This window comes from Virgisporangium aurantiacum (assembly GCF_016863635.1).
In the GTDB taxonomy this organism is placed as follows: domain Bacteria; phylum Actinomycetota; class Actinomycetes; order Mycobacteriales; family Micromonosporaceae; genus Virgisporangium; species Virgisporangium aurantiacum.
Genome location: NZ_BOPG01000009.1, coordinates 280,425 through 299,509, shown reverse-complemented (window position 1 = coordinate 299,509; position 19,085 = coordinate 280,425). Strand labels below are relative to the sequence as shown.

Sequence of the window (19,085 nt, the reverse complement as noted above, 5' to 3'; positions counted from 1 at the left end):
CGCCTCTCTCGGCGACAAATCAGCCGCTGCCGGTGATTTTTCTTCTCCGAGGGTGCAGGATGACCGTGACTCACGGCCGTCGATCCCGCCCGGTGGCCGGTGACCCGAGGTGGTGCGCCCGTGCGCAAGCTGCTCGCCGTCGTCGTCCTGTCCCTGTTCGTCGGCCCGGCACCGGCTCACGCGAGCAACGGCAGGGTCGACATCGACGTCGTCTCCAGCCCGAAGCCGACTCTGGTCACGGGCGGATCCGCGCTCGTGCGGGTCACCGGGACCGGCCAGGTCACCGTCCGGGTCGGTTGGCGCGACGTCACGAAGGCCTTCAAGATCCAAGCGGACGGGTCGAGGCTCGGCCTCGTCGACGGGCTCCCGCTCGGCAGCAGCGTGATCACCGCCTCCGTGCGCCGCGGGTCGCCCGCAGCGGTGCGGGTGGTCAACCACCCGGTGACGGGTCCGGTCTTCAGCGGACCGCAACAGGTCCCGTTCTTCTGCGAGACAACGGCGTTCGGTCTGGCACCCGCGACGCCGCCGAACTGCGCGGCGCCGCCGGTCGTCAGCTACCAGTACCGGACGACGCGGGGGACGTTCGCCGCGCTGCCCGATCCGGCCCTGACCCCGCCCGACGCGACGGTAACCACCGTGAACGGTCGAACGGTGCCGTACGTCGTCCGGATCGAACGCGGCACCGTCGACCGCGCGGTCTACGAGATCGCGGCCCTCTACGACGGGCAGGCGCCCAGCCCCACCCGCACGCACGACGCGTGGAACAAGCGGCTGGTCTACACGTTCGGCGGCGGCTGCAACGTCGGCTACCACCAGGGCGCCACCACCGGCGGCGTCCTCAACGACCTCTTCCTGTCACAGGGGTACGCGGTCGCGACGTCGAGCCTGAACGTGCTCGACAACAACTGCAGCTACGTCATCTCGGCCGAGGTCGCGATGATGGTCAAGGAGCACTTCGTCGAGACGTACGGCCCGCCGGCGCACACGATCGGCTGGGGCGGCTCGGGCGGCGCGATCCAGCAGTACGACATCGCCGACAACTACCCCGGGATCCTCGACGGCATCGTCCCGCAGATCTCCTTCCCCGACGCGGTCACCACCGGCGGCACGGTCGGCGACTGCCGCCTGCTGAACCGGTACTTCACCGCGACCCCCGGCTACACCGACGACCAGCGGAAGGCGGTGTCCGGGTACGGCGCGTGGGGTTCGTGCGTCAACTGGGACCTGGCGTTCGCGAGCCGCGGCAACGCCACCGAGGCGTGCCCGCCGGCGATTCCGGTGCAGTACCTGTACAACCCGACGACCAACCCGGGCGGCATCAAGTGCACCACCGCCGAGCAGTTGGTGACCCAGTTGGGACGCGACCCGGCCACCGGGTTCGCGCGCGGCTACAACGACAATGTGGGCGTCCAATACGGTCTTGATGCGTTGAAGGCCGGCCGGATCACGGCCGAGCAGTTCGTCGACATCAACGAAAAGGTCGGCGGCTACGACGTCGCCGGAAACGTGGTCGCGGCCCGCACCGCGGCCGACCCGCTCGCGTTGACCCGGTCGTACCGCAGCGGGCTGGTGCTCGCGGGCACGGGCGGCCTGGCCGCGACGCCGGTCATCGACCTGCGCGCGTACACCGACGCGGTGAACGACATCCACACCCGGTTCTGGAGTTTCACGGTGCGGCAGCGCCTGGTGGACGCGTACGGGCCGTCCGGCGCGGCGGGACAGGCGATGCTGGTGACGCCGCTCGGCACCGACCGGTCCGGGTACGCGCTCGCGTCCATGGACGCGTGGCTCACCGCGATCGCCGCCGACCGGCGTCACGGCGACGGCCGCGCGAAGATGCTCCGCAACCGCCCGGCGGACCTCCGCGACGGCTGCTGGACCGCCGCCGGCGAGCGCGTCGCCGAACCGTTGCGGTGGAAGGGGACCGGCACCTGCGACACGCTCTACCCGTCGTTCGCCGACACCCGGATCGCGGCGGGCGCGCCGTTGCGCAACGACGTCCTCAAGTGTCAGCTGAAGCCGCTGGACCTCACCGGGTTCACGACGGAGCAGAAGGCACGGCTGCGGGCGGTGTTCCCGACCGGCGTCTGTGACTACTCGCGGCCCGGCGTCGGGCATCGCGGGTTGGCGGGTGTGTGGCAGTCGTACTGAGTTAGGGTTTGCCCATGATCCGTCGGCGGGTTCTGATCTCCGGGCGGGTGCAGGGCGTCGGATACCGCGACACCTGCCGGCGGGTGGCCACCGAGCGCGGGGTCACCGGCTGGGTCCGCAACCTCGGTGACGGCCGGGTCGAGGCGGTGTTCGAGGGGACCGTGGAGCAGGTCGACGCGATGGTGGAGTGGGCGGAGCACGGGCCCGGTCTGTCGGCCGTCGCCGACATCGCGGTGCAGACCGAACCCGCCGAGGGATTGACCGAGTTCGTCGTGCGATAGGTGGGCGTCAATGGTGCGGTTGGACGGAACGGTCGCGCTCGTCACGGGCGCGTCGAGCGGCATCGGCGAAGCGACCGCCGAACAGCTTGCCGCGCAGGGTGCCGGGGTGGCGCTGGTGGCCCGTCGGGCCGACCGGTTGGAGACGCTCGCGGGGCGGATCCGTGACGCCGGCGGCACGGCGCTGGTGATCGAGGCCGACGTCACCGATCAGGAGCAGGCGATCGCCGCGGTCGAGCGCACGGTGGCCGAACTCGGCCGGCTCGACACCCTCGTGAACAACGCCGGGGTCATGCTGCTCGGTCCGGTGACCGACGCGCCCACCGAGGAGTGGGACCGGATGGTGCGCGTCAACCTGCTCGGCCTGCTGTACTGCGCGCACGCCGCGCTGCCGCACCTGGTGCGGGCGGCTTCGGACAGCCCGCGCCGCGTTTCGGACATGGTGAACGTCAGCTCGGTGGCCGGCCGGGTGGCCCGCTCGGGCAGCGGCGTCTACAACGCGACGAAGTTCGGGGTCGGCGCGTTCAGCGAGGCGTTGCGCCAGGAGGTGACGCAGAAGCACGTGCGGATCTCGCTGGTCGAGCCGGGTGCCACCGACACGGAACTGCGCGAGCACAACCGGCCGGAGGTCATGGAGGCGATCATGGCCCGGTTCAAGGGCGTGGAACGCCTGCAGGCGGAGGACATCGCCGACACGGTGCTGTACATCGTCACCCGGCCGCGGCACGTGGCGATCAACGAGCTTCTGGTGCGCCCGACCGAACAGGCCGGCTGACCGTCGTTTCCTGACCGTCGTCTCCTGACCACGTGCCCTGATCGGCTCGCCGAACCGGGCGGGTGACGCGGGCCGATCGCCCGATCGCCGCTCCCGAGCGGCGATCCTTATGCTGCTCGACGTGCCAGACGCTGCGCTTGGTATCGACTACGGAACGTCTAGCACGGTGGCGGTGATCCGCAGCCCGGACGGCCGCATCCGGCCGTTGCTGTTCGACTCGTCGCCGCTGCTGCCGTCGGCCGTGTTCATCAACGACGCCGGTCGGATCCTGGTCGGGCGTGACGCCGAGCGGTCCGCCCGGCTCGCGCCGGAGCGCTTCGAACCGCACCCGAAACGGCGCATCGACGACCTGGACGTTCTGCTGGGCGAGCGGGCGTACAGCGTCACCGATCTGGTGGCGGCGGTACTGGCCCGGGTGCGTGACGAGGTCGCGCGGACCCTGGGCGGGACGCCCCCGTCGGTGACGATGACGTGCCCGGCCACCTGGGGCGCGGCCCGTCGCCAGGTGCTGCTCGACGCGGCTGCCGCCGCCGGGTTGCCGCCGCCGACCCTGGTGCCCGAGCCGGTCGCGGCGGCGACGTACTTCGCCGCGGTGCTGGGGCACGCCGTCCACATCGGACAGTGCGTGGTCGTCTACGACCTGGGCGCCGGCACGTGCGACGTGAGCGTGGTGCAGCGGACCCCGGACGGCTTCCGCGACCTGTCCTGTCAGGGCCTCGACGACGTGGGCGGGATCGACCTCGACGCGCTTGTGCTTTCGCACGCCCGCACCGTGCTGAAACCTGAGCTGTGGCAACGCCTGTCGGCGCCACAGACGGTGGCCGATCGGCGGCACACCACGATGCTGTGGACCGATGCGCGGCACCTGCGCGAGGCGCTGTCGCGCGAGTCGTCGGGGAGCATGTTCATCCCGGCGGCCGACGAGGAGGTGCTGCTCACCCGTCAGCAGTTCGAGCAGGCCGCCGAGCCGGTGCTGCGGCGGACCGTCGACCTGGCGCTGAGCACGCTGCGGCAGGCGAGGGTGCAGCCGGGCGCCGTCGCCGGCTGGTTCCTGGTCGGTGGACCGACGCGCACCCCGCTGATCGCGACGATGCTGCACCGGGCGACGGGCGTGGCGCCGACGGTTCTGGAGGAGCCGCAACTGGTCGTGGCCGAAGGCGCGCTCCACCTCGCGGGGGCCGCGGCTGCGCCACCATCCGCCCCACCGTCCCCACCGTCCGCACCGTTCGCCGCGCCGGTGTCGGCTCCGCCCGGTGTCCCCGTGTCTTCTCCGCCCGGCATGCCCGTGTCGCCTCCGCCCGGCATGCCCGTGTCGCCGGGCGTCGCGGCGGGGCCGTTCGGCCCGGCTCCGATGTACGCGCCGCCGCCATACGCGACGCCGCCGTCCGAATCGTCGTGGCCGCCGACCAGTCCTGTCTCCGGGCCTCCCACCGGTGGGACCACCCCGCCGGTTGTCTCCGTGGCCATGGCCGCACCCGCTTCCGAGGCGACCGGCGCAGCCGTTTCCACACCCGCCCGGGCGGTCGGCACCGGGCTTGCCGAGCTGTACGGCGTCGTGGCGGCGGGGTTCGCCTCGATGGTGCTGCTGCTCATCTACGGCAACTGGGGCGCGCCCAGCTCCTGGCTGGTCGCCGGCCTGCTGATCGGCGCGGCCGCGGCCTGGCGGGCCTGGCGACTCGTGGGTCCCGGACCCCGTGTGGCCGACTGGACCGCGATCGTCCTCGCCGGGATCGGCGCCGTCGTGATGCTCGCGTACGCCGCGATGGAGGTGGCCTGATGGCCGAGTCGGTCAACTCGTACGCGGTGCTGACGTCCGTCTCCGCGGTGCTGGCCGGTGGGGCGACCGTCATCTGGGCGGTGCGGTCCGCGCGGTCGCCGGCACCGGTGCCCGGCGTCCGGGCGCCGAAGGTGCAGGCAGGGCCCGTGGAGTTCGGTGGCCTGGTCGGGCTCGTCATCGCCGCGGGCGCGCTGCTCACGGTTGGCGACCTCGGGCCGGTGCGACCGATCGAACAGGTGGCCGCGCTGGCCCTTCTGGTGGCGACGACCCTGCGCGTGTACCGGTTCAACCGCGCGGGACCCATGGCCGTCGACCGGTTCGGGGTGGCGCTCGCGCTGGTGCCGGCGACGGCTCTGCTGGCCGGCAGCGCGTTGGTGTTCATGCTCGACGCCCGCCCGTTCGACGAGTCGGCCCTCCAGTGGTGGGGTGGCTATCTCGTCGCCGGTGTGGTCGCGCTCGCGGTCGGGCTCCGCTGGCGTCACCTCGCATCGACCACGCAGAGTGAGATCAGCGCAACCCATTGACGTGGTTCACTGCGGCGGCGCAAACTCATCTCCCGCACCGTCCGCCGCCACGGGGGTTGCCATGGGTCGCACCTCACGCGTACTCGTTGCCCTGTTCGCCGCCACCACGATCGTCTTCGCCGGCCCGAGCGCGGCCGGCGCCGCCGCGCCCACCGGGCGGTACGTCGCCCTCGGCGACTCCTACACGTCCGGGCCGTTGATCCCGACCCAGGTGGACCTGAACTGCGTCCGCTCGAACCGCAACTATCCGGCCCTCACCGCGTCGGCGATCGGCTCCTCGGCGTTCGTCGACGTGAGCTGCGGCGGCGCGACCACGGGCGACATCCTGAACCCGGGCGAGGGCACGCTGGGCGTCGCGGTGCCGGCGCAACTCGACGCGGTCACCGCGGCCACGGCGCTGGTGACGGTCGGCATCGGGGGTAACGACATCGGCTTCAGCGACATCATCACCACCTGTGCCGAGGAGAGCGTCAACAGCCCGTTCGGCACCCCGTGCAAGAACCGGTACACGGCCGGCGGCACCGACCAGTTGCAGGCCCGCATCGCCGCCACCGCGCCGAAGGTGGCCGCCGTCCTCCAGGCCGTCCGGGCCAAGGCGCCGAACGCCCGCGTGGCGGTGGTCGGGTACCCGGCGATCGTGCCCGACACCGGGTACGGCTGCTGGCCGGTGGTGCCGATCGCCTACGGCGACGTGCCCTACCTGCGCGGCGTGGAGAAGTCGCTCAACGCGATGCTCGCCAACACCGCCGCCGCCAACGGCGCGCGGTTCGTCGACACGTACACGCCGTCGATCGGCCATGACGCCTGCCGGGGTTCGGGCACGCGTTGGGTCGAGGGCCTGGTGCCGGCCACGTCGGCGGCGCCGTTCCACCCGAACGCCGCCGGCGAGCGCGGCATGGCGACGGCCGTGACCGCGGGCGTCTCGTAAAGAGCTCGTAAGCAGCGAAGCGGAGGTGCCCTCGCCGGTCGAGGGCACCTCCGCCGTGCGCGGCCTCGCTACCCCTTTCAGGGTCTGGAGAGGAGCCGGTGATCAGCGCGCGCTTGAGCCGCGCCGCTCATCACGGAGGGTGGTGGAAACCGCAGCCGCGGCGGGCATCAGCCCGCGTGCCGGGTCTCCTGCGCGGCGTCGGCCGCGAGCGCCTCGGCGATGGAACGGTTGCGGTTGACATAGGAGTGCAGGGCGCGCTCGATGACAGCGGTCATGGTCTCGCCGCGAGCCTCGGCGATCGCGGCGGCCTGATCCCAGACGTGACCGACGCGGATGTTCCGCTTCGGGGTGACGCCTGTCCGGGGGCGTCCACGGCGCGGGATCTGCTGCTCGTTCACCCATTTACCGTACCACAAAAACGTCTTGATCAGAACCCTTAATTTCGCTGATCAAGGCCAGTTTCTGTACCACATAAATTGAGCCTGACCTGGGCGGCTACGAGGCTTCAAGCGCCCAGCGCACGAACCGCAGTCTCGACGTGAAGCCCGCCTTCTCGTAGACCCCGAACGCCCCCGAGCCGTTCGCCGAGTCGACCCGCAGGCTGGCGCGGCCGTAACCCCGATCGCCGGCCGCCCGCAACGCGTGCGCGATCAGCGCGCTGGCCACGCCCCGCCGCCGGTACTCCGCGAGGGTGCCGATGACCATGAAATGCGCGTCACGGATGCCGGTGGCCACGGTGTCGGCCTCCCAGTACATGGTGACGAGCATGCCGGCCGGAGCGCCGGTCGCCTCGTCGCGCATGAGGAAGCTGACGTCGGGCCGGAACGTGTGATTGGTGATCCGGTTCTGCCAGGCATCGGCGGTCATCGGTGCCGTACCCCAGTGGAACCTGAAGGACTCGTTCCGGATCATCCGGAACTCCTCGTCGTTCCGGTCTGACCACGGCTCGATGCGGAGACCGGCGGGGATCGGCGTGTCCCGGATCGCCGCGCCCAGCGGGTGCTCCATGTGCTGGTAGTAGCGGATCGGCGCGAAGCCGTGGAAGCCGAGGAGTTCGGCCACGCCGGCGGTGTGCTCGGCCTTCTGGACCTCGAGCACGAGTCGCAGCCCCGGGTGGTGGCGCTCGTGCAGGTCCTTCGACGCCGCCATGCCGGCCTTGAGGAGGGTGGTGCCGATGCGCCCGCGCCGGTAGCCCGGGTGCACCCCGCCGTCGATGAGGATCCGGTGGACGTCTTCCGCGACCGGCTTGTACCTGGCCTTCATGAAGGCGACCATCACGTCGCCGTCGAAGGCGGCGAGGCTGGCCCGCTCCAGGTCGGCGTAGGGGTCAACCAGTTCCTGGAAGGTGTCCTCCTCGGTGTAGTTCTCGCCGATCCGGTCGACGGCCTCGATGGCGGCGAGGAGGTCGGCCGACGCTTTCGCGTCTTCCGTGTTGAGGGGACGCCACGTCAATGCTTCGCGCATGCGGCCGACCGTATGGACCCCGCGCTCGGGCGTCACCTTGTTTTACCGGGTTCGCCGCCCGGGGTGACGAGGCCGGTCTCGTAACCGAACACGACGGCCTGCACGCGGTCACGGAGGTTGAGTTTCTGCAGGATCCGGCTCACGTGGGTCTTGGTGGTCTGCTCGGAGATGAACAGCGCCGCCGCGATCTCGGCGTTCGACATTCCCAACGCCAGGAGGCGGAGCACCTCGCGCTCGCGGTCGGTGAGGGCGTTGAGTGCGGTGGTGCCGGCCGGCCGGCGCGGCCGCGCCTCGACGAAGTTCTCGATGAGACGACGCGTGATGGTCGGCGCCAGCAGCGCCTCGCCGCCGGCGACCACCCGGACGGCGCGCAGCAGGTCCTCCGGCTCGTTGTCCTTGAGGATGAAGCCGCTGGCACCGGCCTGCAGGGCGGCGTAGATGTAGTCGTCGAGGTCGAACGTCGTCAGCATGAGGATCCGCGGCGTGTGGTCGCCGGCGCGGTTCGGTCCCAACAGTTCCCGCGTGGCGGCCAGGCCGTCGAGCACCGGCATGCGCACGTCCATCAGAACGACGTCGGGACGCAGGCTGCGGCACCGCTGCACGCCGAGTTGCCCGTTCTCCGCCTCGCCGACGACCGTGATGTCGTCCTGCGACTCGAGAATCGCCCGGATACCCACCCGGATCATCGACTGGTCGTCCACGATCAACGTGCGGATCACTCGGGACCTCCGATCGGCAGCCTCGCCACGACCCGGTAGCCGCCGCTGTCGCGGGCACCGGTCTCCACCATTCCGCCGGCCAGGCGGGCCCGCTCGCGCATCCCGCGCAGCCCGTGCCCACCACCGCCCGCCGTATTCAGGATCGGCAGCGTCGCCGCGTCGTTCTCGACGACCACGACCAGGTCGGGACCGTCGACGTCGACGCTCACCACCGTGCGGGCGCCGGGCGCGTGCCGGATGACGTTGCTCAGCGACTCCTGGATGATCCGGAACGCGGCGACGGTGACGCTCTCCGCGGGCGTCGCCGCCGGCACGGCCATGCGCAGCTCCACCGGAACGCCCGCCCGCTCGGCCGACTCGACCAGCTCCGCGACGCGGGCCAGGTCGGGCACCGGCGTCAGTTCGGCGTCTGCGCCTTCGTCCCGCAGGACCGCCAGCAGCTGCCGCATCTCGCGCATCGCCGATCGGGCCGCGGCGGCGATCTGCGTGAACTCGGCCTTGGCGGCCGGGTCGAGGTCGGGGAGACGGTAGGACGCCGACGTCGACTGCATGTGGATCACCGACATGCTGTGCGCGACGACGTCGTGCAACTCCCGCGCGATCCGGGTGCGTTCCTCGACGACCGCCCGCTGGCTCTGCTCGACCTCGACGTCGTGCCGCGCGTCGGCGAGCTCGCGGCGGATCTGCCGCCAGCGGCGGGCCAGCACGACGGCGCCCAGCACGATCACCGACTGGATCAGGTAGGCGAGCATGGCCCCCAGCCCGTCGCTGATCGACCGGCCGCGCGGATCGAGCAGCACCAGCAGGGTGAGGAGCACGACGCTCGCCCACCAGACCGACAGCGCCGTCCGTCGCGGGTACCGGCCGGCGATCAGCCCGACGTGCGCCATCAACGCCATCATCCCGATGACCGTCAGCGGCCAGGGCGAGCCCGAGTCGGGCGGGAGGGCCACCGACATGACGGCGACCGACACGAACTGCAACGCGGTGGCCGCCTTCGGGCGCACCAGGAGCAGCAGTAGCGCGGTGCTCTGCCCGATGCCCACCAGGAACGCGACCAGCGGGTTCACGTCGAAACTCTCGGCGGCGATCGCTACGTTGAGCGGCAGCGCCACCACTGCGAGCACGCCCGTGAACACCCACCACAACAACCACGACGTTTCGGGCCGCGCGTGGAGACGGGACGCGAGGCGACGCGCTGCGAACGCGCGGAGCGCGCCGACGCGGTCGCCGACCACCCGCCGCAGCCGCTCCGATCTCGTCACGCGGGCGACCCTACCGAGATCACCCGCGCGGCGGCGTCCAACTGGAGAGGTATCCGACCCCCTACGTCATGGTGACGTGCAATGCCTCCGCAGGCAGACGCCCCGACCCGAACCGCACGCCGACCCTTCGGCGCATGGACATCATGACCTCTCCGCTGCTGTACCCGTTGCTCACCGGGCTGACCAGCCTGGACGGCGTGCTGCCGATGATCCCGTCGGAGGCGGTGGTGCTGGCGGCCGGTGTCTACGCGCCGAGCATGCTGCTGGTGATCGTGGCCACGGCGTTGGGCGTCTTCATCGGCGACCACCTCGCGTACGGCCTCGCCCGCAGCGTCTTCGGCCCCCGGCTGATCGGCCGGTCCGAGCGGATCAGCCGGGCCGTCGCCGCGGCGGGCCGGCACCTCGATCGCCGGGCCGGGCTGCTGATCGTCACCTCGCGTTTTCTCCCGGGCGGGCGGGTGACGATGAATCTGGCCTGCGGATCGGCCGGGGTGCCGCTGTCGCGGTTCAGCCCGGCGTCGGCGATCGCGGCCGTCGCCTGGGCCGCGTACACGGCCGGGCTGGGTTACCTGGGTGGGGCGGCGTTCGCCGAGCATCCGCTGCTCGGCCTCGCGGTCGGTCTCGGCCTGTCGTTCGTGCTCGGCGGCGTCATCGAACTGGTCCGCCGGAATCGCGCGGGCGCCGCCGCGCGGAGCCGCGCGGCGACCGCTGTTCGACCGCGCCGACGCCGTCCGGTTGCCAGGCTTCACGCCCCGGTTGGCGGAGCCTGACTGCGGAAGGTCCGCCGGTAGGTGCCCGGCGTGACGCCGACGGTGCGGCCGAAGTGGCGGCGCAACGTGGTCGCGGTGCCCATGCCGGTGGCCCCGGCGATCGCGTCCATGCTGTCGTCGGTGGTTTCCAGCAGTTCCTGGGCCCGCCGGATGCGCTGGGTCAGCAGCCACTGCAGCGGGGTGGTGCCGGTCGCGGACCGGAAGTGGCGGCCGAGGTGACGGGTGCTCAGGTTCGCGCGGCGGGCCAGGTCGTCGACCGTCAGCGGCTCGTTCAACCGCTGGGCCGCCCAGGCGAGCAGCTCGCTGAAGGGCCGGTCGTGCGGCTCCGGAACGGGTGTGGTGACGAACTGGGCCTGGCCGCCGGGGCGGTGCGGCTGCACCACGAGCCGGCGCGCGATCGCGTTGGCGACGACCGAGCCTTGGTCGAGGCGGACCAGGTGCAGGCACAGGTCCATCGCGGCGGCCTTGCCGGCGGAGGTGAGCACGCTGCCCTCGTCGACGTAGAGGACGTCCGGGTCGACGTCGATCCGGGGGTACCGCGCGGCCAACGCGTCGGCGTAGAGCCAGTGGGTCGTGGCGCGGCGCCCGTCGAGCAGCCCGGCGGCGGCGAGGACGAAGGCGCCGGTGCACAGCGACGCTATGCGGGCTCCGGCCTCGTGGGCGGCCCGCACGGCGGCGACGAGGTCGGCCGGCGGGTCGACGTCGAGCTCGGCCCAGCCGGGAACGATCACCGTGTCGGCTTCTACGAGCCGGTCGAGGCCGTGGTCGGGCTCCAGCAGGAAGCGGCCGTCGGCCCGGACCGGCCCGGCGCCGCAGATCATCAGGTCGTACCGGTCGGCTACCGCGCTGAACAGCTCGTACGCCAGGGCCAGCTCGAAGTGGAGGATCCCGTCGGCGATGGCGATTCCGACTGTGCTTCTGTCGCCTCCTGTGCTCACGTCCGAAATTGTACGCATCTCGTCGTTCCGGACGCTCGTGCGGCGAGTCCGGGCCCGACACCATGACCGGGTGAAACTTTCAGGTCGCACCGTGACGGTGTACGGGGCGTACGGGCACACGGGCCGGTTCGTCGTGGCGGAGTTGGTCGATCGTGGTTTTGTTCCCGTGGTGGCGGGCCGCGATCCGGACAAGCTGGCGTTGTTTCCGGGCCTGGACGCGCGGCCGGCCTCGGTCGACGACCCCGCGTCGTTGGATCGCGCGCTGGCCGGGGCCGACGCGGTCATCAACTGCGCCGGGCCGTTCGCCGTGACCGCGGCACCGGTGATCGAGGCGGCATCGCGCGCCGGCATCCCGTACGTTGACGTCGCCGCAGAGATCGAGGCCAATGTCGACACGCTCCGCCGTTCTTCCGGCGCCTCTTCTGGCGCCTCTTCTGGCGCCTCTTCTGGCGCCTCTTCTGGCGCCTTCTCTGGCGCCTTCTCTGGCGCCTTCTCTGGCGCCTCTTCTGGCGCCTCGGATGCGTTGGTCGTGCCCGCGATGGCGTTCTTCGGCGGCCTCGGCGATCTGCTGGCGACCGCGGCGATGGGCGACTGGGCCGAGGCCGACGAGATTCAGGTGGCGTACGGCCTGGACCGTTGGCACCCGACGGCCGGAACCCGCGCCGCCGGCCAGGTCTCCCGCGAACGCCGCGCCGGCCGCCGAGTCCGCTTCAGCGGCGGCCAACTGGAGTACGTCGACCACGCGCTGCTGGCCCCGCAGGAGTGGATCTTCCCCGAGCCGATCGGCAGCCGCAAGGTCATCGCGGAGTTCTCGATGGCCGACATCGTGACCGTGCCCAGCCACCTGTCGGTACCGTCTGTGCGCACGTACATGACGGTCGAGGCGGCCCGGGACATAGCCTCGCCGGACACGCCGGCTCCGCCCGCGTCGGGGCCGTCCGAGCAGCGGTTCGTCGTCGACGTCGTCGTGCACCGGAACGGCCGGAAGCGCCGCGCGGTGGCGCGCGGCCGGGACATCTACGCCGTCAGCGCGCCGCTGGCCGTGCTGGCCGTCGAGCGCATCCTCGATGGCCGGACCCTGGCCGCCGCCGGCAGTGGCGTCGCATCGGCGGGCGCGGTGTTCGACGCGCGGGAGTTCCTGGACGCGCTGGCTCCGGCCGTCGTCTCCGAGGTGGGATCCCGGTAACCTCGTTGCGTGTCTGCGTTGTGCAGTACACGCAACGAGGGCACTACCGCAGTCAGCGTCGCGGACTCAGCCGGCAAGCTATCGCCGTGACGATGACGAGCAGGAGGAGCCAGGTCGCCAATGCCGTGCCTGGCTCCGCCTCGCTCAACGCGATGGCCGTCTGTATGACGGACAATGCGATGCCGAGAACCGCCAAGCGGCGTTGCTTCTCCGCCTCTTCCACACCGAATCCCTTCTGTTGTCGGACTAACAGTTCAGGGGATCGATCGTCGCGCACCCGCAGCAGAAATGTGTACCGCCGCGGGCCTGAGCCCTGTCATAACCAAATACAAAGCAACCGGTGTCACGTGCTTCTCCAGCGCGTATCGTGCGGTTGCCCTGGTCGCGCCTGGTGGCAACGCTGATTGCGCGCGTGTTTGTCAGTACGACACCCAGTTCCGCCACTCACCTCGCGCCACTGTCCGACTTTTGTTCATCCGGAGCGAGTGTGTCTTGGTACTGCAACGGAATGTGGCGAATGTGCCCGATCGCGCGCAGTTCGCGGACCCAACCCGACGCCTCATTGCGGGTTGGGAGATCAGCCCGCGTAACCGTTCAGGTGGTGCGTGTGCGTGCCCGTCGGAGGCGGCGTTGGCACGCTTACGAGTTCGGCTGTGGTCGCTCTGGTGCGAAAACTGAACTCGTAACAGCAGCGGCCACCCCGGGTGCGCGGCACTGAGCGGACACATTTTGTAGCCAGGACTGCAAAAAGTGCCCGCACAAGCCCAAAGCCACTCGTTCCGAGCCGATCAGGCCAACCCGCACGCCATCCACAACCACCACAGTTACCAGCCCGCAAAAGTCGATCTTGCAGTTGTGGTGCCGGGTTGCGGTGGCTTTATCACGTTTTGGCAGGCACCACAACTGCAAGATCGATTGAGGGACAACCTCAACTGCCGTTGCAGTAGGGCGAACGCCGGGTGTCAAGCTCGCTGGCCTCAACCCGAACGCGTGGACCCCTCGGGAACCGCGACACAGCTTCGTGTCGGTCGCCTCGGCGCTCGGCTTGTCGCTGGAGAACATCGCCGATCTCGTCGGCACTCCGGCACGGACGTGACGCAGAAGGCCAACCGCTGGAGACCCCCTGCAACGACTGAGGGCCACTCCCGATGATGGGAGTGGCCCTCTGACCTGCTGTCGGGGTGGCCGGATTCGAACCGACGACCTCTTCGTCCCGAATCAGGTTGTTACAGCCGTTGTGACCGGCGACTTCGGCGTATGCGCAGGTCATGGCGTTGGTGTGCGTTGGTCTGGCACGGCGTTCCGGGGACGATATCGGCGCTGCTGCCCCAAGCGTGCCCCAAGCGCGACCGCCTGATCAGTTCGCCCCGATCGCCGTCCCCGGCGGCGCGCGGCGATGCCGGCCGGAGGCCGCCAGCAGCCGCAGCGCGGGCCGGCCGCATTCATGCGGGTCGGTCAGAACGGCCAGATCGGTACGCCGGCGGGGTACTGCCAGGGCGAGCTGGTGACGATGACGCCCTGGGTGCTGCGCGCCTCGTACAGCACGTGCCGCACGACGACGGAGCCGATGCTCTGCCCGGTGTCGATGGCGGTCGACTGGTCCAGCGGGGTAACGATCACCTGGCCCGGGTCGAGCACGGGTCGCCAGGCGTCGCTCGTCGCGCCGAGCACGTTGTTCGCCTCAGCGACCGCGACGGCGGGCATTACGAGGGTGAGTTCGCCCCGGTCGGCCTGCTGCCAGAACTCGAAGAGGCGTCGGTTGCCTTGGAAGTAGGCGATGATCGCCGTGTGGTCGAAGATGCGGGCCTCGGTCACGCGGCTGGGTTGGCGTAGAAGCGGCGGGCCTCTTCGTCGGCTCGGCGCTGCTCGGCGTTGAACTCCTCGCGCTCTTCGGCCGTCAACTCAGGCAGCCGATCCCATCCCAATGCCTCGCGAACACGTTCCGCGTTCGGGCTCGGATGGGTCTGGTCCGGGGTCGCCTGACTCATGTCTCGACGGTACCAATCCCGGGGCGTTGCCCGTGAGCCCGAAACCTTCGATGACGGCATGGCCGTACCACCGGCGGGGACGGCTGCGTCGGCCTGGTCCTCATCGACCTCGGCGGCGGCCGGGGATGTTGATTCGGTGGCAAGCCGCGAAGCGGCGCGGCAGCTACCACCCCTGCACTCGACGGTGGTGGCCGGGGCTGGCGATCGACATGCATTGGAAGTTCGAGTTTGGCGGCTGGCCGGCCCGTCAGGCGGCTTACCGCCCCGGTGCCGCAGGCAGCCGGGGCGGATGACCGCTGGGCCGGGTTACCGCGCCAGGCCGCGCGGAGCGCGGCCCTTGATTGAGAAGAGGCGATTTCGGCAGCCAGGCGCTACTCATGCTCGGCACGCCGAATGAACAAACACGAAGATGCAGCCGTCTCCGCATACGATTTCGGGGCGCTCCATGCGGCGCCTTCACGTCTTCCCGCTCGGACCTAAGCCTGTAAACTGCGTCGCAACACACGAGCCCTTCCAATACTCGGGCAGGTTGACACGTGAGCGTCATTGTTCCTGGCTTCATGGTTTGCGGATACCGGAGTTTCTACTCAAAGCCTCAATATATTACCCCACTTGGAAACGTAACCGTGATTGCGGGCCACAACAACAACGGGAAGAGCAACATTTTACTCAGCGCGGAGAAATGGCTTCCGAAAATTGCAAAGCTAGCACAGGACTTGGAGATGTCCTCCCTAGATCGGCCGATCTTAGGTGATGGGGTGGATGTGCCGGAGGTCCGATTGGGCGTCGCGCTCGCCGGGGATAACGCCCAGTTGTTGGATTCGCTAGTTGGAATTCTGCCCAACGCCCCCAAGCCTACGGATGACGTCTATGCGGTACTGCGACAGCTCGTTGGGAGCCAAGCTCTCCGCCGAACAGACCGCGCCGAAGATTTGGTTTGGTTCCTGTTCCGGGAGGTTGACGGAAAGCTCAAAAGGGACGGCGAGCAATTGACACGACTGTCCGAAGAGTTCAGCGGTAGGGATGGCCTCGTGTCTTCTTTGAGTTCACGTCTCTTCCGTAATACATCCGATCTCACCTCGAATCTCGTCTCGGTCTTGGACAGGTGGCATTCGCTGATTCCAAATCCTGAGGTGGTAATGGTCCCTCCACTCCGGGCGATTTCACCAAGCACTGGCACCCCTGACCCCGACAAATTTGATACATCCGGGCTTGGCCTGCCGGGACTGTTACAAGCGCTTCAGGCTCCAACCGCCGATCGATACCGGCAGGATTCCGCACGGTTTCTGCGAATCAACAGGTTTCTTAAGGATGTTTTGGAAGACGATACTGCACAGATTCTGGTTCCCCACAACCGCGGGACAGTTCATGTGAGCCTTGGCGATCGAGTACTGCCGCTAGAAAACCTAGGTAGAGGAATCTCTCAGGCTACGATTCTTGCCGTTATTGCGACTTTTTACGACGGGCGACTGATCTGCATCGAGGAGCCTGAGATTAATCTTCACCCAATTCTGTTGCGTAGGCTTACTCGATACTTGGCGACGACCAATAATCAATACCTACTGAGCACGCATTCGGCGCACATGCTCGATGATCCTGCCGTCTCAGTCATTAGGATCGGATATTCGGTAGGCGAGGGGACGGTCACCGAAGCGGCACTTACTCCCGCACAACGTGCACGGGTTTCGCAGCACCTTGGTTACCGCGCATCGGATATTCTCCAAAGCAACGCGGTGATCTGGGTTGAGGGCCCTTCTGACCGGATCTATATCAACCATTGGATTTCTCAACGTGCACCGGAACTTATTGAAGGAATCCATTACTCGATCATGTTTTACGGAGGCAGGCTGATTGCGCACCTCACGGGTTCGGAGTCGGATTTCTATGACTACAATGTCGATGATTTCGTTAGCCTGGTTCGAATCAACCGCAACATGATCATTGTTATCGACTCGGACAAGCGAGTTGCCGAAGATGATATTAATTCAACCAAGCGACGCGTCGTGGAAAGTTTCGAAGAATCTGGCGCGATTGCATGGGTGACAGCGGGACGCGAAATCGAGAATTACATTCCGTGCGAGATCTTCAACGCGGCCGCCAAGGCGGTTCACAAGACTGTCGAGCCGTCCGCAGGCGATGGCCAATACGAAGACCGATTTGTCACTGTCAAAAAACGGCCCAATAAGGTAGGAATCGCCGAACGGGTGGTTGAGACGACTGGACAGCCAAGTGGCCTGTTCGATCTGGAGGAAATGATTGGCAGGATGGTCCAGTACCTTCGCACAGCCAACGACTTGCCGATCCCAGCGTTTTCGTAGCGAGAAATCATGGTCGTCGGTTCTTAATGCGTCCCATGCCGACGAAATAGGCGCATCCTTGTCGGCGGCCAGCTGTGGGATACTCGGTAGATGGTCTCCGGGTCAGTCGGTGAGAGGATCGCAGCGTACCGACGGAGGCGTGGGCTGAGTCAGGCTGCGCTGGCGGGCCTCGTCGGGCGGTCAGAGTCTTGGTTGTCGCAGGTCGAGCGCGGTGTTCGGTCGGTTGATCGGCTGTCGGTCCTGCTTGATATGGCCAAACTCCTGCACGTCGAGGTTGAGGCGCTGATCGGTCGCCCTTGGCGGTACGCGCCCAACGGTGGCGCGGTGCTCGACGGTATCGATGAGGTGCGGACGTTCTTCAGCCGGTACGACAGTCTTCTCGACGTCGGACCGGAGGAGCCGATCGCGCTGGAAGACTTCCGGGCGCAGGTCATCGGCACTCATGAGGCGTACCAGGCGGCCAGGTATCAGGAGGTTGTGGCTGGCCTTCCGGCGCTTCTCTCCTCGGCTGACGCGGTACACCGGACGGCTGCCGGCGACACTAGGCGGGAGGCGCTGCACGAGTACGTGTCGGCCTACACCGTGACGGCGAAGCTGCTGACGAAGATGGGCGTTAACGACCTGGCGTTGCTGGCTGCCGACCGGTGCGCCACCGCGGCCGTCGACGCCGATTCGCTCTCGGCGCGCGGGATGGCGGCGTATCAGGTCGTCTGCGCGCTGATGCGCAACGACCGGATCGAGGACGCTGAGCGGTTGGCGGTCAGCATGGCCGAGCTGGTGCAGCGTCAAGCGGGACCTGGGAAGCCGACCCTGTTGTCCGTCGGTGGCGCGCTCTGGCTGGCCTCTGCGATCGCGGCGGCCCGTCGGACCGATCGGCCTGAGGCGGACCGGCGGCTCGACATCGCAAGCGGGCTGGCGACGACGCTCGGCGAGGATGGCAACTTTGCGTGGACCGCGTTCGGGCCGACCAACGTCGCTTTGCACCGTGCGGCGGTGGCGGCCGAGCTGGGCGACCCGGGTGAGGTAGACCGTGTCTCCGAAGACATCGACCCGGCCCGGCTCCCGGTTGGCCTGAGTGGGCGTCGCTCCCAGATCCATGTGGACCTGGCGTGGGCGAACGTACAGCGCAAGCGTGACGCGGACGCGTTGCTCCATCTACTGGAGGCTGAGGAGATCGCGCCGGAAGCGGTCCGGTACAACTCCCGGGTCGGGGAGCTGGTGCGCGAGATGCTGGCACGACAGAAGAAATCCAAGACGAGTGCCTTGCACAAGCTGGCCGTCCGGGCTGGTGTGCTGGACTAGGCGGCGTGACCGAACCTGCCGTTTCGCTTGTCGTCTGCGGTGCTCCGTTGACCTCTCGGACACCGGATCTCGCGGCATCCCTCATCACCAGCGGCTACCAGGTGTCGGTCATCGCCACGCCGGCGGCGTCGGATTGGCTGGACGCCGACGCGGTCGAGGCTGTGACCGGCGCGGCTCCGAGATTGGCCTTCCGGGCGCCGGGGTCGGCGAAGAGCGATGTCGACCCGATGGCGATGGTGGTCTGCCCGGCCACCTTCAACACGGTCAACAAGGTTGCCGCTGGCGCGGCCGACAGCTACGCGCTCTCGTCGATCTGCTCGGCGATGGGCGCGCGGCTGCCGTTAGTCGTGGCGCCGATGGTCAACAACAAGTTGTGGGGCCATCCGGCGTGGAGCACCTCTCTTGACGTACTCCGCTCGGTCGGCGCAACCTTTGTGGATCTGCATACGGGCGACCATCGCCCCGTGGCGGTCGAGTCGGGAACCGGGCCGCAGGTAGTTGAGCGGTTCGACCCCCGGTGGCTGGCGACCGCAGTAGCGGCAGCGCTCAATCGCTGAACGAACCCGCACTTTTGTGCGGGCCTCCGGCCGTACCTCCGTGCTGGCCGCACCCGGCTGCGCCGCCTCGGGTGACTTATGCCTCACGATTCGTGTTCGTTGATCGGCACGAGTCGTAGGAGATGGTCTGCTTGTACGCCGCAGC

Annotated in this window: 19 protein-coding genes; 11 read left to right on the top strand and 8 right to left on the bottom strand. The window is 68.8% G+C overall.

Features of this window, described 5'->3' with window-relative positions; genetic code table 11:
- The first annotated feature begins 120 nt into the window (after positions 1–120).
- From Vau01_RS07215 to Vau01_RS07190, 6 genes are all read left to right on the top strand, one after another.
- Complete coding sequence (locus Vau01_RS07215) at positions 121–2,151, top strand: DUF6351 family protein (protein WP_203988440.1); 2,031 nt, start codon at positions 121–123, stop codon at positions 2,149–2,151.
- Positions 2,152–2,165: 14 nt separating this feature from the next.
- Positions 2,166–2,432: an acylphosphatase gene (locus tag Vau01_RS07210; protein ID WP_203988439.1), complete on the top strand. Its 267-nt coding sequence runs from the start codon at positions 2,166–2,168 to the stop codon at positions 2,430–2,432.
- Positions 2,433–2,442: 10 nt separating this feature from the next.
- Positions 2,443–3,204: an SDR family NAD(P)-dependent oxidoreductase gene (locus tag Vau01_RS07205; RefSeq protein WP_203988438.1), complete on the top strand. Its 762-nt coding sequence runs from the start codon at positions 2,443–2,445 to the stop codon at positions 3,202–3,204.
- 172 nt (positions 3,205–3,376) lie between these two features.
- Entirely contained in the window at positions 3,377–4,981 is a 1,605-nt protein-coding gene (locus tag Vau01_RS07200) for an Hsp70 family protein (RefSeq protein ID WP_203988436.1), read from the top strand.
- Positions 4,981–5,505: a hypothetical protein gene (locus tag Vau01_RS07195; protein ID WP_203988434.1), complete on the top strand. Its 525-nt coding sequence runs from the start codon at positions 4,981–4,983 to the stop codon at positions 5,503–5,505. The genes Vau01_RS07200 and Vau01_RS07195 overlap by 1 nt, the downstream gene beginning before the upstream one ends.
- Positions 5,506–5,566: 61 nt before the next feature.
- Positions 5,567–6,433, top strand: coding sequence for an SGNH/GDSL hydrolase family protein (locus tag Vau01_RS07190; protein ID WP_203988432.1), 867 nt, complete (start codon positions 5,567–5,569; stop codon positions 6,431–6,433).
- 167 nt (positions 6,434–6,600) lie between these two features.
- On the opposite strand, the gene Vau01_RS07185 is transcribed toward Vau01_RS07190, so the two are convergent.
- From Vau01_RS07185 to Vau01_RS07170, 4 genes are all read right to left on the bottom strand, one after another.
- Positions 6,601–6,831, bottom strand: a complete 231-nt coding sequence (locus Vau01_RS07185) for a hypothetical protein (protein WP_203988431.1) — start codon at positions 6,829–6,831, stop codon at positions 6,601–6,603.
- 97 nt (positions 6,832–6,928) lie between these two features.
- On the bottom strand, positions 6,929–7,897 hold the full coding sequence (locus Vau01_RS07180; protein ID WP_203988430.1) for a GNAT family N-acetyltransferase: 969 nt from the start codon (positions 7,895–7,897) through the stop codon (positions 6,929–6,931).
- 32 nt (positions 7,898–7,929) lie between these two features.
- Positions 7,930–8,616 carry a response regulator gene (locus tag Vau01_RS07175; RefSeq protein WP_203988429.1) on the bottom strand — a complete coding sequence of 229 codons (687 nt, stop codon included), beginning with the start codon at positions 8,614–8,616 and terminating at the stop codon, positions 7,930–7,932.
- Positions 8,613–9,881, bottom strand: a complete 1,269-nt coding sequence (locus tag Vau01_RS07170) for a sensor histidine kinase (protein WP_203988428.1) — start codon at positions 9,879–9,881, stop codon at positions 8,613–8,615. Before Vau01_RS07170 ends, Vau01_RS07175 begins: the two co-directional genes overlap by 4 nt.
- A gap of 134 nt (positions 9,882–10,015) precedes the next feature.
- Here Vau01_RS07170 and Vau01_RS07165 point away from each other — a divergent pair, with 134 nt between their 5' ends.
- Entirely contained in the window at positions 10,016–10,651 is a 636-nt protein-coding gene (locus Vau01_RS07165; RefSeq protein ID WP_203988427.1) for a DedA family protein, read from the top strand.
- Here the strand turns inward: Vau01_RS07165 and Vau01_RS07160 are convergent.
- Complete coding sequence (locus Vau01_RS07160) at positions 10,627–11,607, bottom strand: GlxA family transcriptional regulator (protein ID WP_203988426.1); 981 nt, start codon at positions 11,605–11,607, stop codon at positions 10,627–10,629. The two genes, Vau01_RS07165 and Vau01_RS07160, sit on opposite strands and share 25 nt — an antisense overlap.
- Positions 11,608–11,686: 79 nt before the next feature.
- Here Vau01_RS07160 and Vau01_RS07155 point away from each other — a divergent pair, with 79 nt between their 5' ends.
- Positions 11,687–12,775, top strand: coding sequence for an NAD(P)H-binding protein (locus tag Vau01_RS07155; protein ID WP_239151400.1), 1,089 nt, complete (start codon positions 11,687–11,689; stop codon positions 12,773–12,775).
- A 52-nt stretch (positions 12,776–12,827) separates the two neighbouring features.
- Here the strand turns inward: Vau01_RS07155 and Vau01_RS07150 are convergent, their stop codons facing one another.
- The 3 genes from Vau01_RS07150 to Vau01_RS07140 form a co-directional block, all read right to left on the bottom strand.
- Positions 12,828–12,998: a hypothetical protein gene (locus Vau01_RS07150; protein ID WP_203988422.1), complete on the bottom strand. Its 171-nt coding sequence runs from the start codon at positions 12,996–12,998 to the stop codon at positions 12,828–12,830.
- Between the two features lie 1,232 nt (positions 12,999–14,230).
- Positions 14,231–14,590 carry a PIN domain-containing protein gene (locus tag Vau01_RS07145; RefSeq protein WP_203988421.1) on the bottom strand — a complete coding sequence of 120 codons (360 nt, stop codon included), beginning with the start codon at positions 14,588–14,590 and terminating at the stop codon, positions 14,231–14,233.
- Positions 14,587–14,763 carry a hypothetical protein gene (locus Vau01_RS07140; protein ID WP_203988420.1) on the bottom strand — a complete coding sequence of 59 codons (177 nt, stop codon included), beginning with the start codon at positions 14,761–14,763 and terminating at the stop codon, positions 14,587–14,589. The genes Vau01_RS07145 and Vau01_RS07140 overlap by 4 nt, the downstream gene beginning before the upstream one ends.
- Positions 14,764–15,299: 536 nt before the next feature.
- Here Vau01_RS07140 and Vau01_RS07135 point away from each other — a divergent pair.
- The 3 genes from Vau01_RS07135 to Vau01_RS07125 all read left to right on the top strand — a co-directional run bounded on the left by Vau01_RS07135 (position 15,300) and on the right by Vau01_RS07125 (position 18,940).
- Entirely contained in the window at positions 15,300–17,081 is a 1,782-nt protein-coding gene (locus Vau01_RS07135; protein ID WP_203988419.1) for an AAA family ATPase, read from the top strand.
- Positions 17,082–17,171: 90 nt separating this feature from the next.
- Complete coding sequence (locus Vau01_RS07130; protein WP_203988418.1) at positions 17,172–18,383, top strand: helix-turn-helix domain-containing protein; 1,212 nt, start codon at positions 17,172–17,174, stop codon at positions 18,381–18,383.
- A gap of 5 nt (positions 18,384–18,388) precedes the next feature.
- Positions 18,389–18,940: a flavoprotein gene (locus tag Vau01_RS07125; RefSeq protein ID WP_203988417.1), complete on the top strand. Its 552-nt coding sequence runs from the start codon at positions 18,389–18,391 to the stop codon at positions 18,938–18,940.
- Positions 18,941–19,085: the final 145 nt, after the last annotated feature.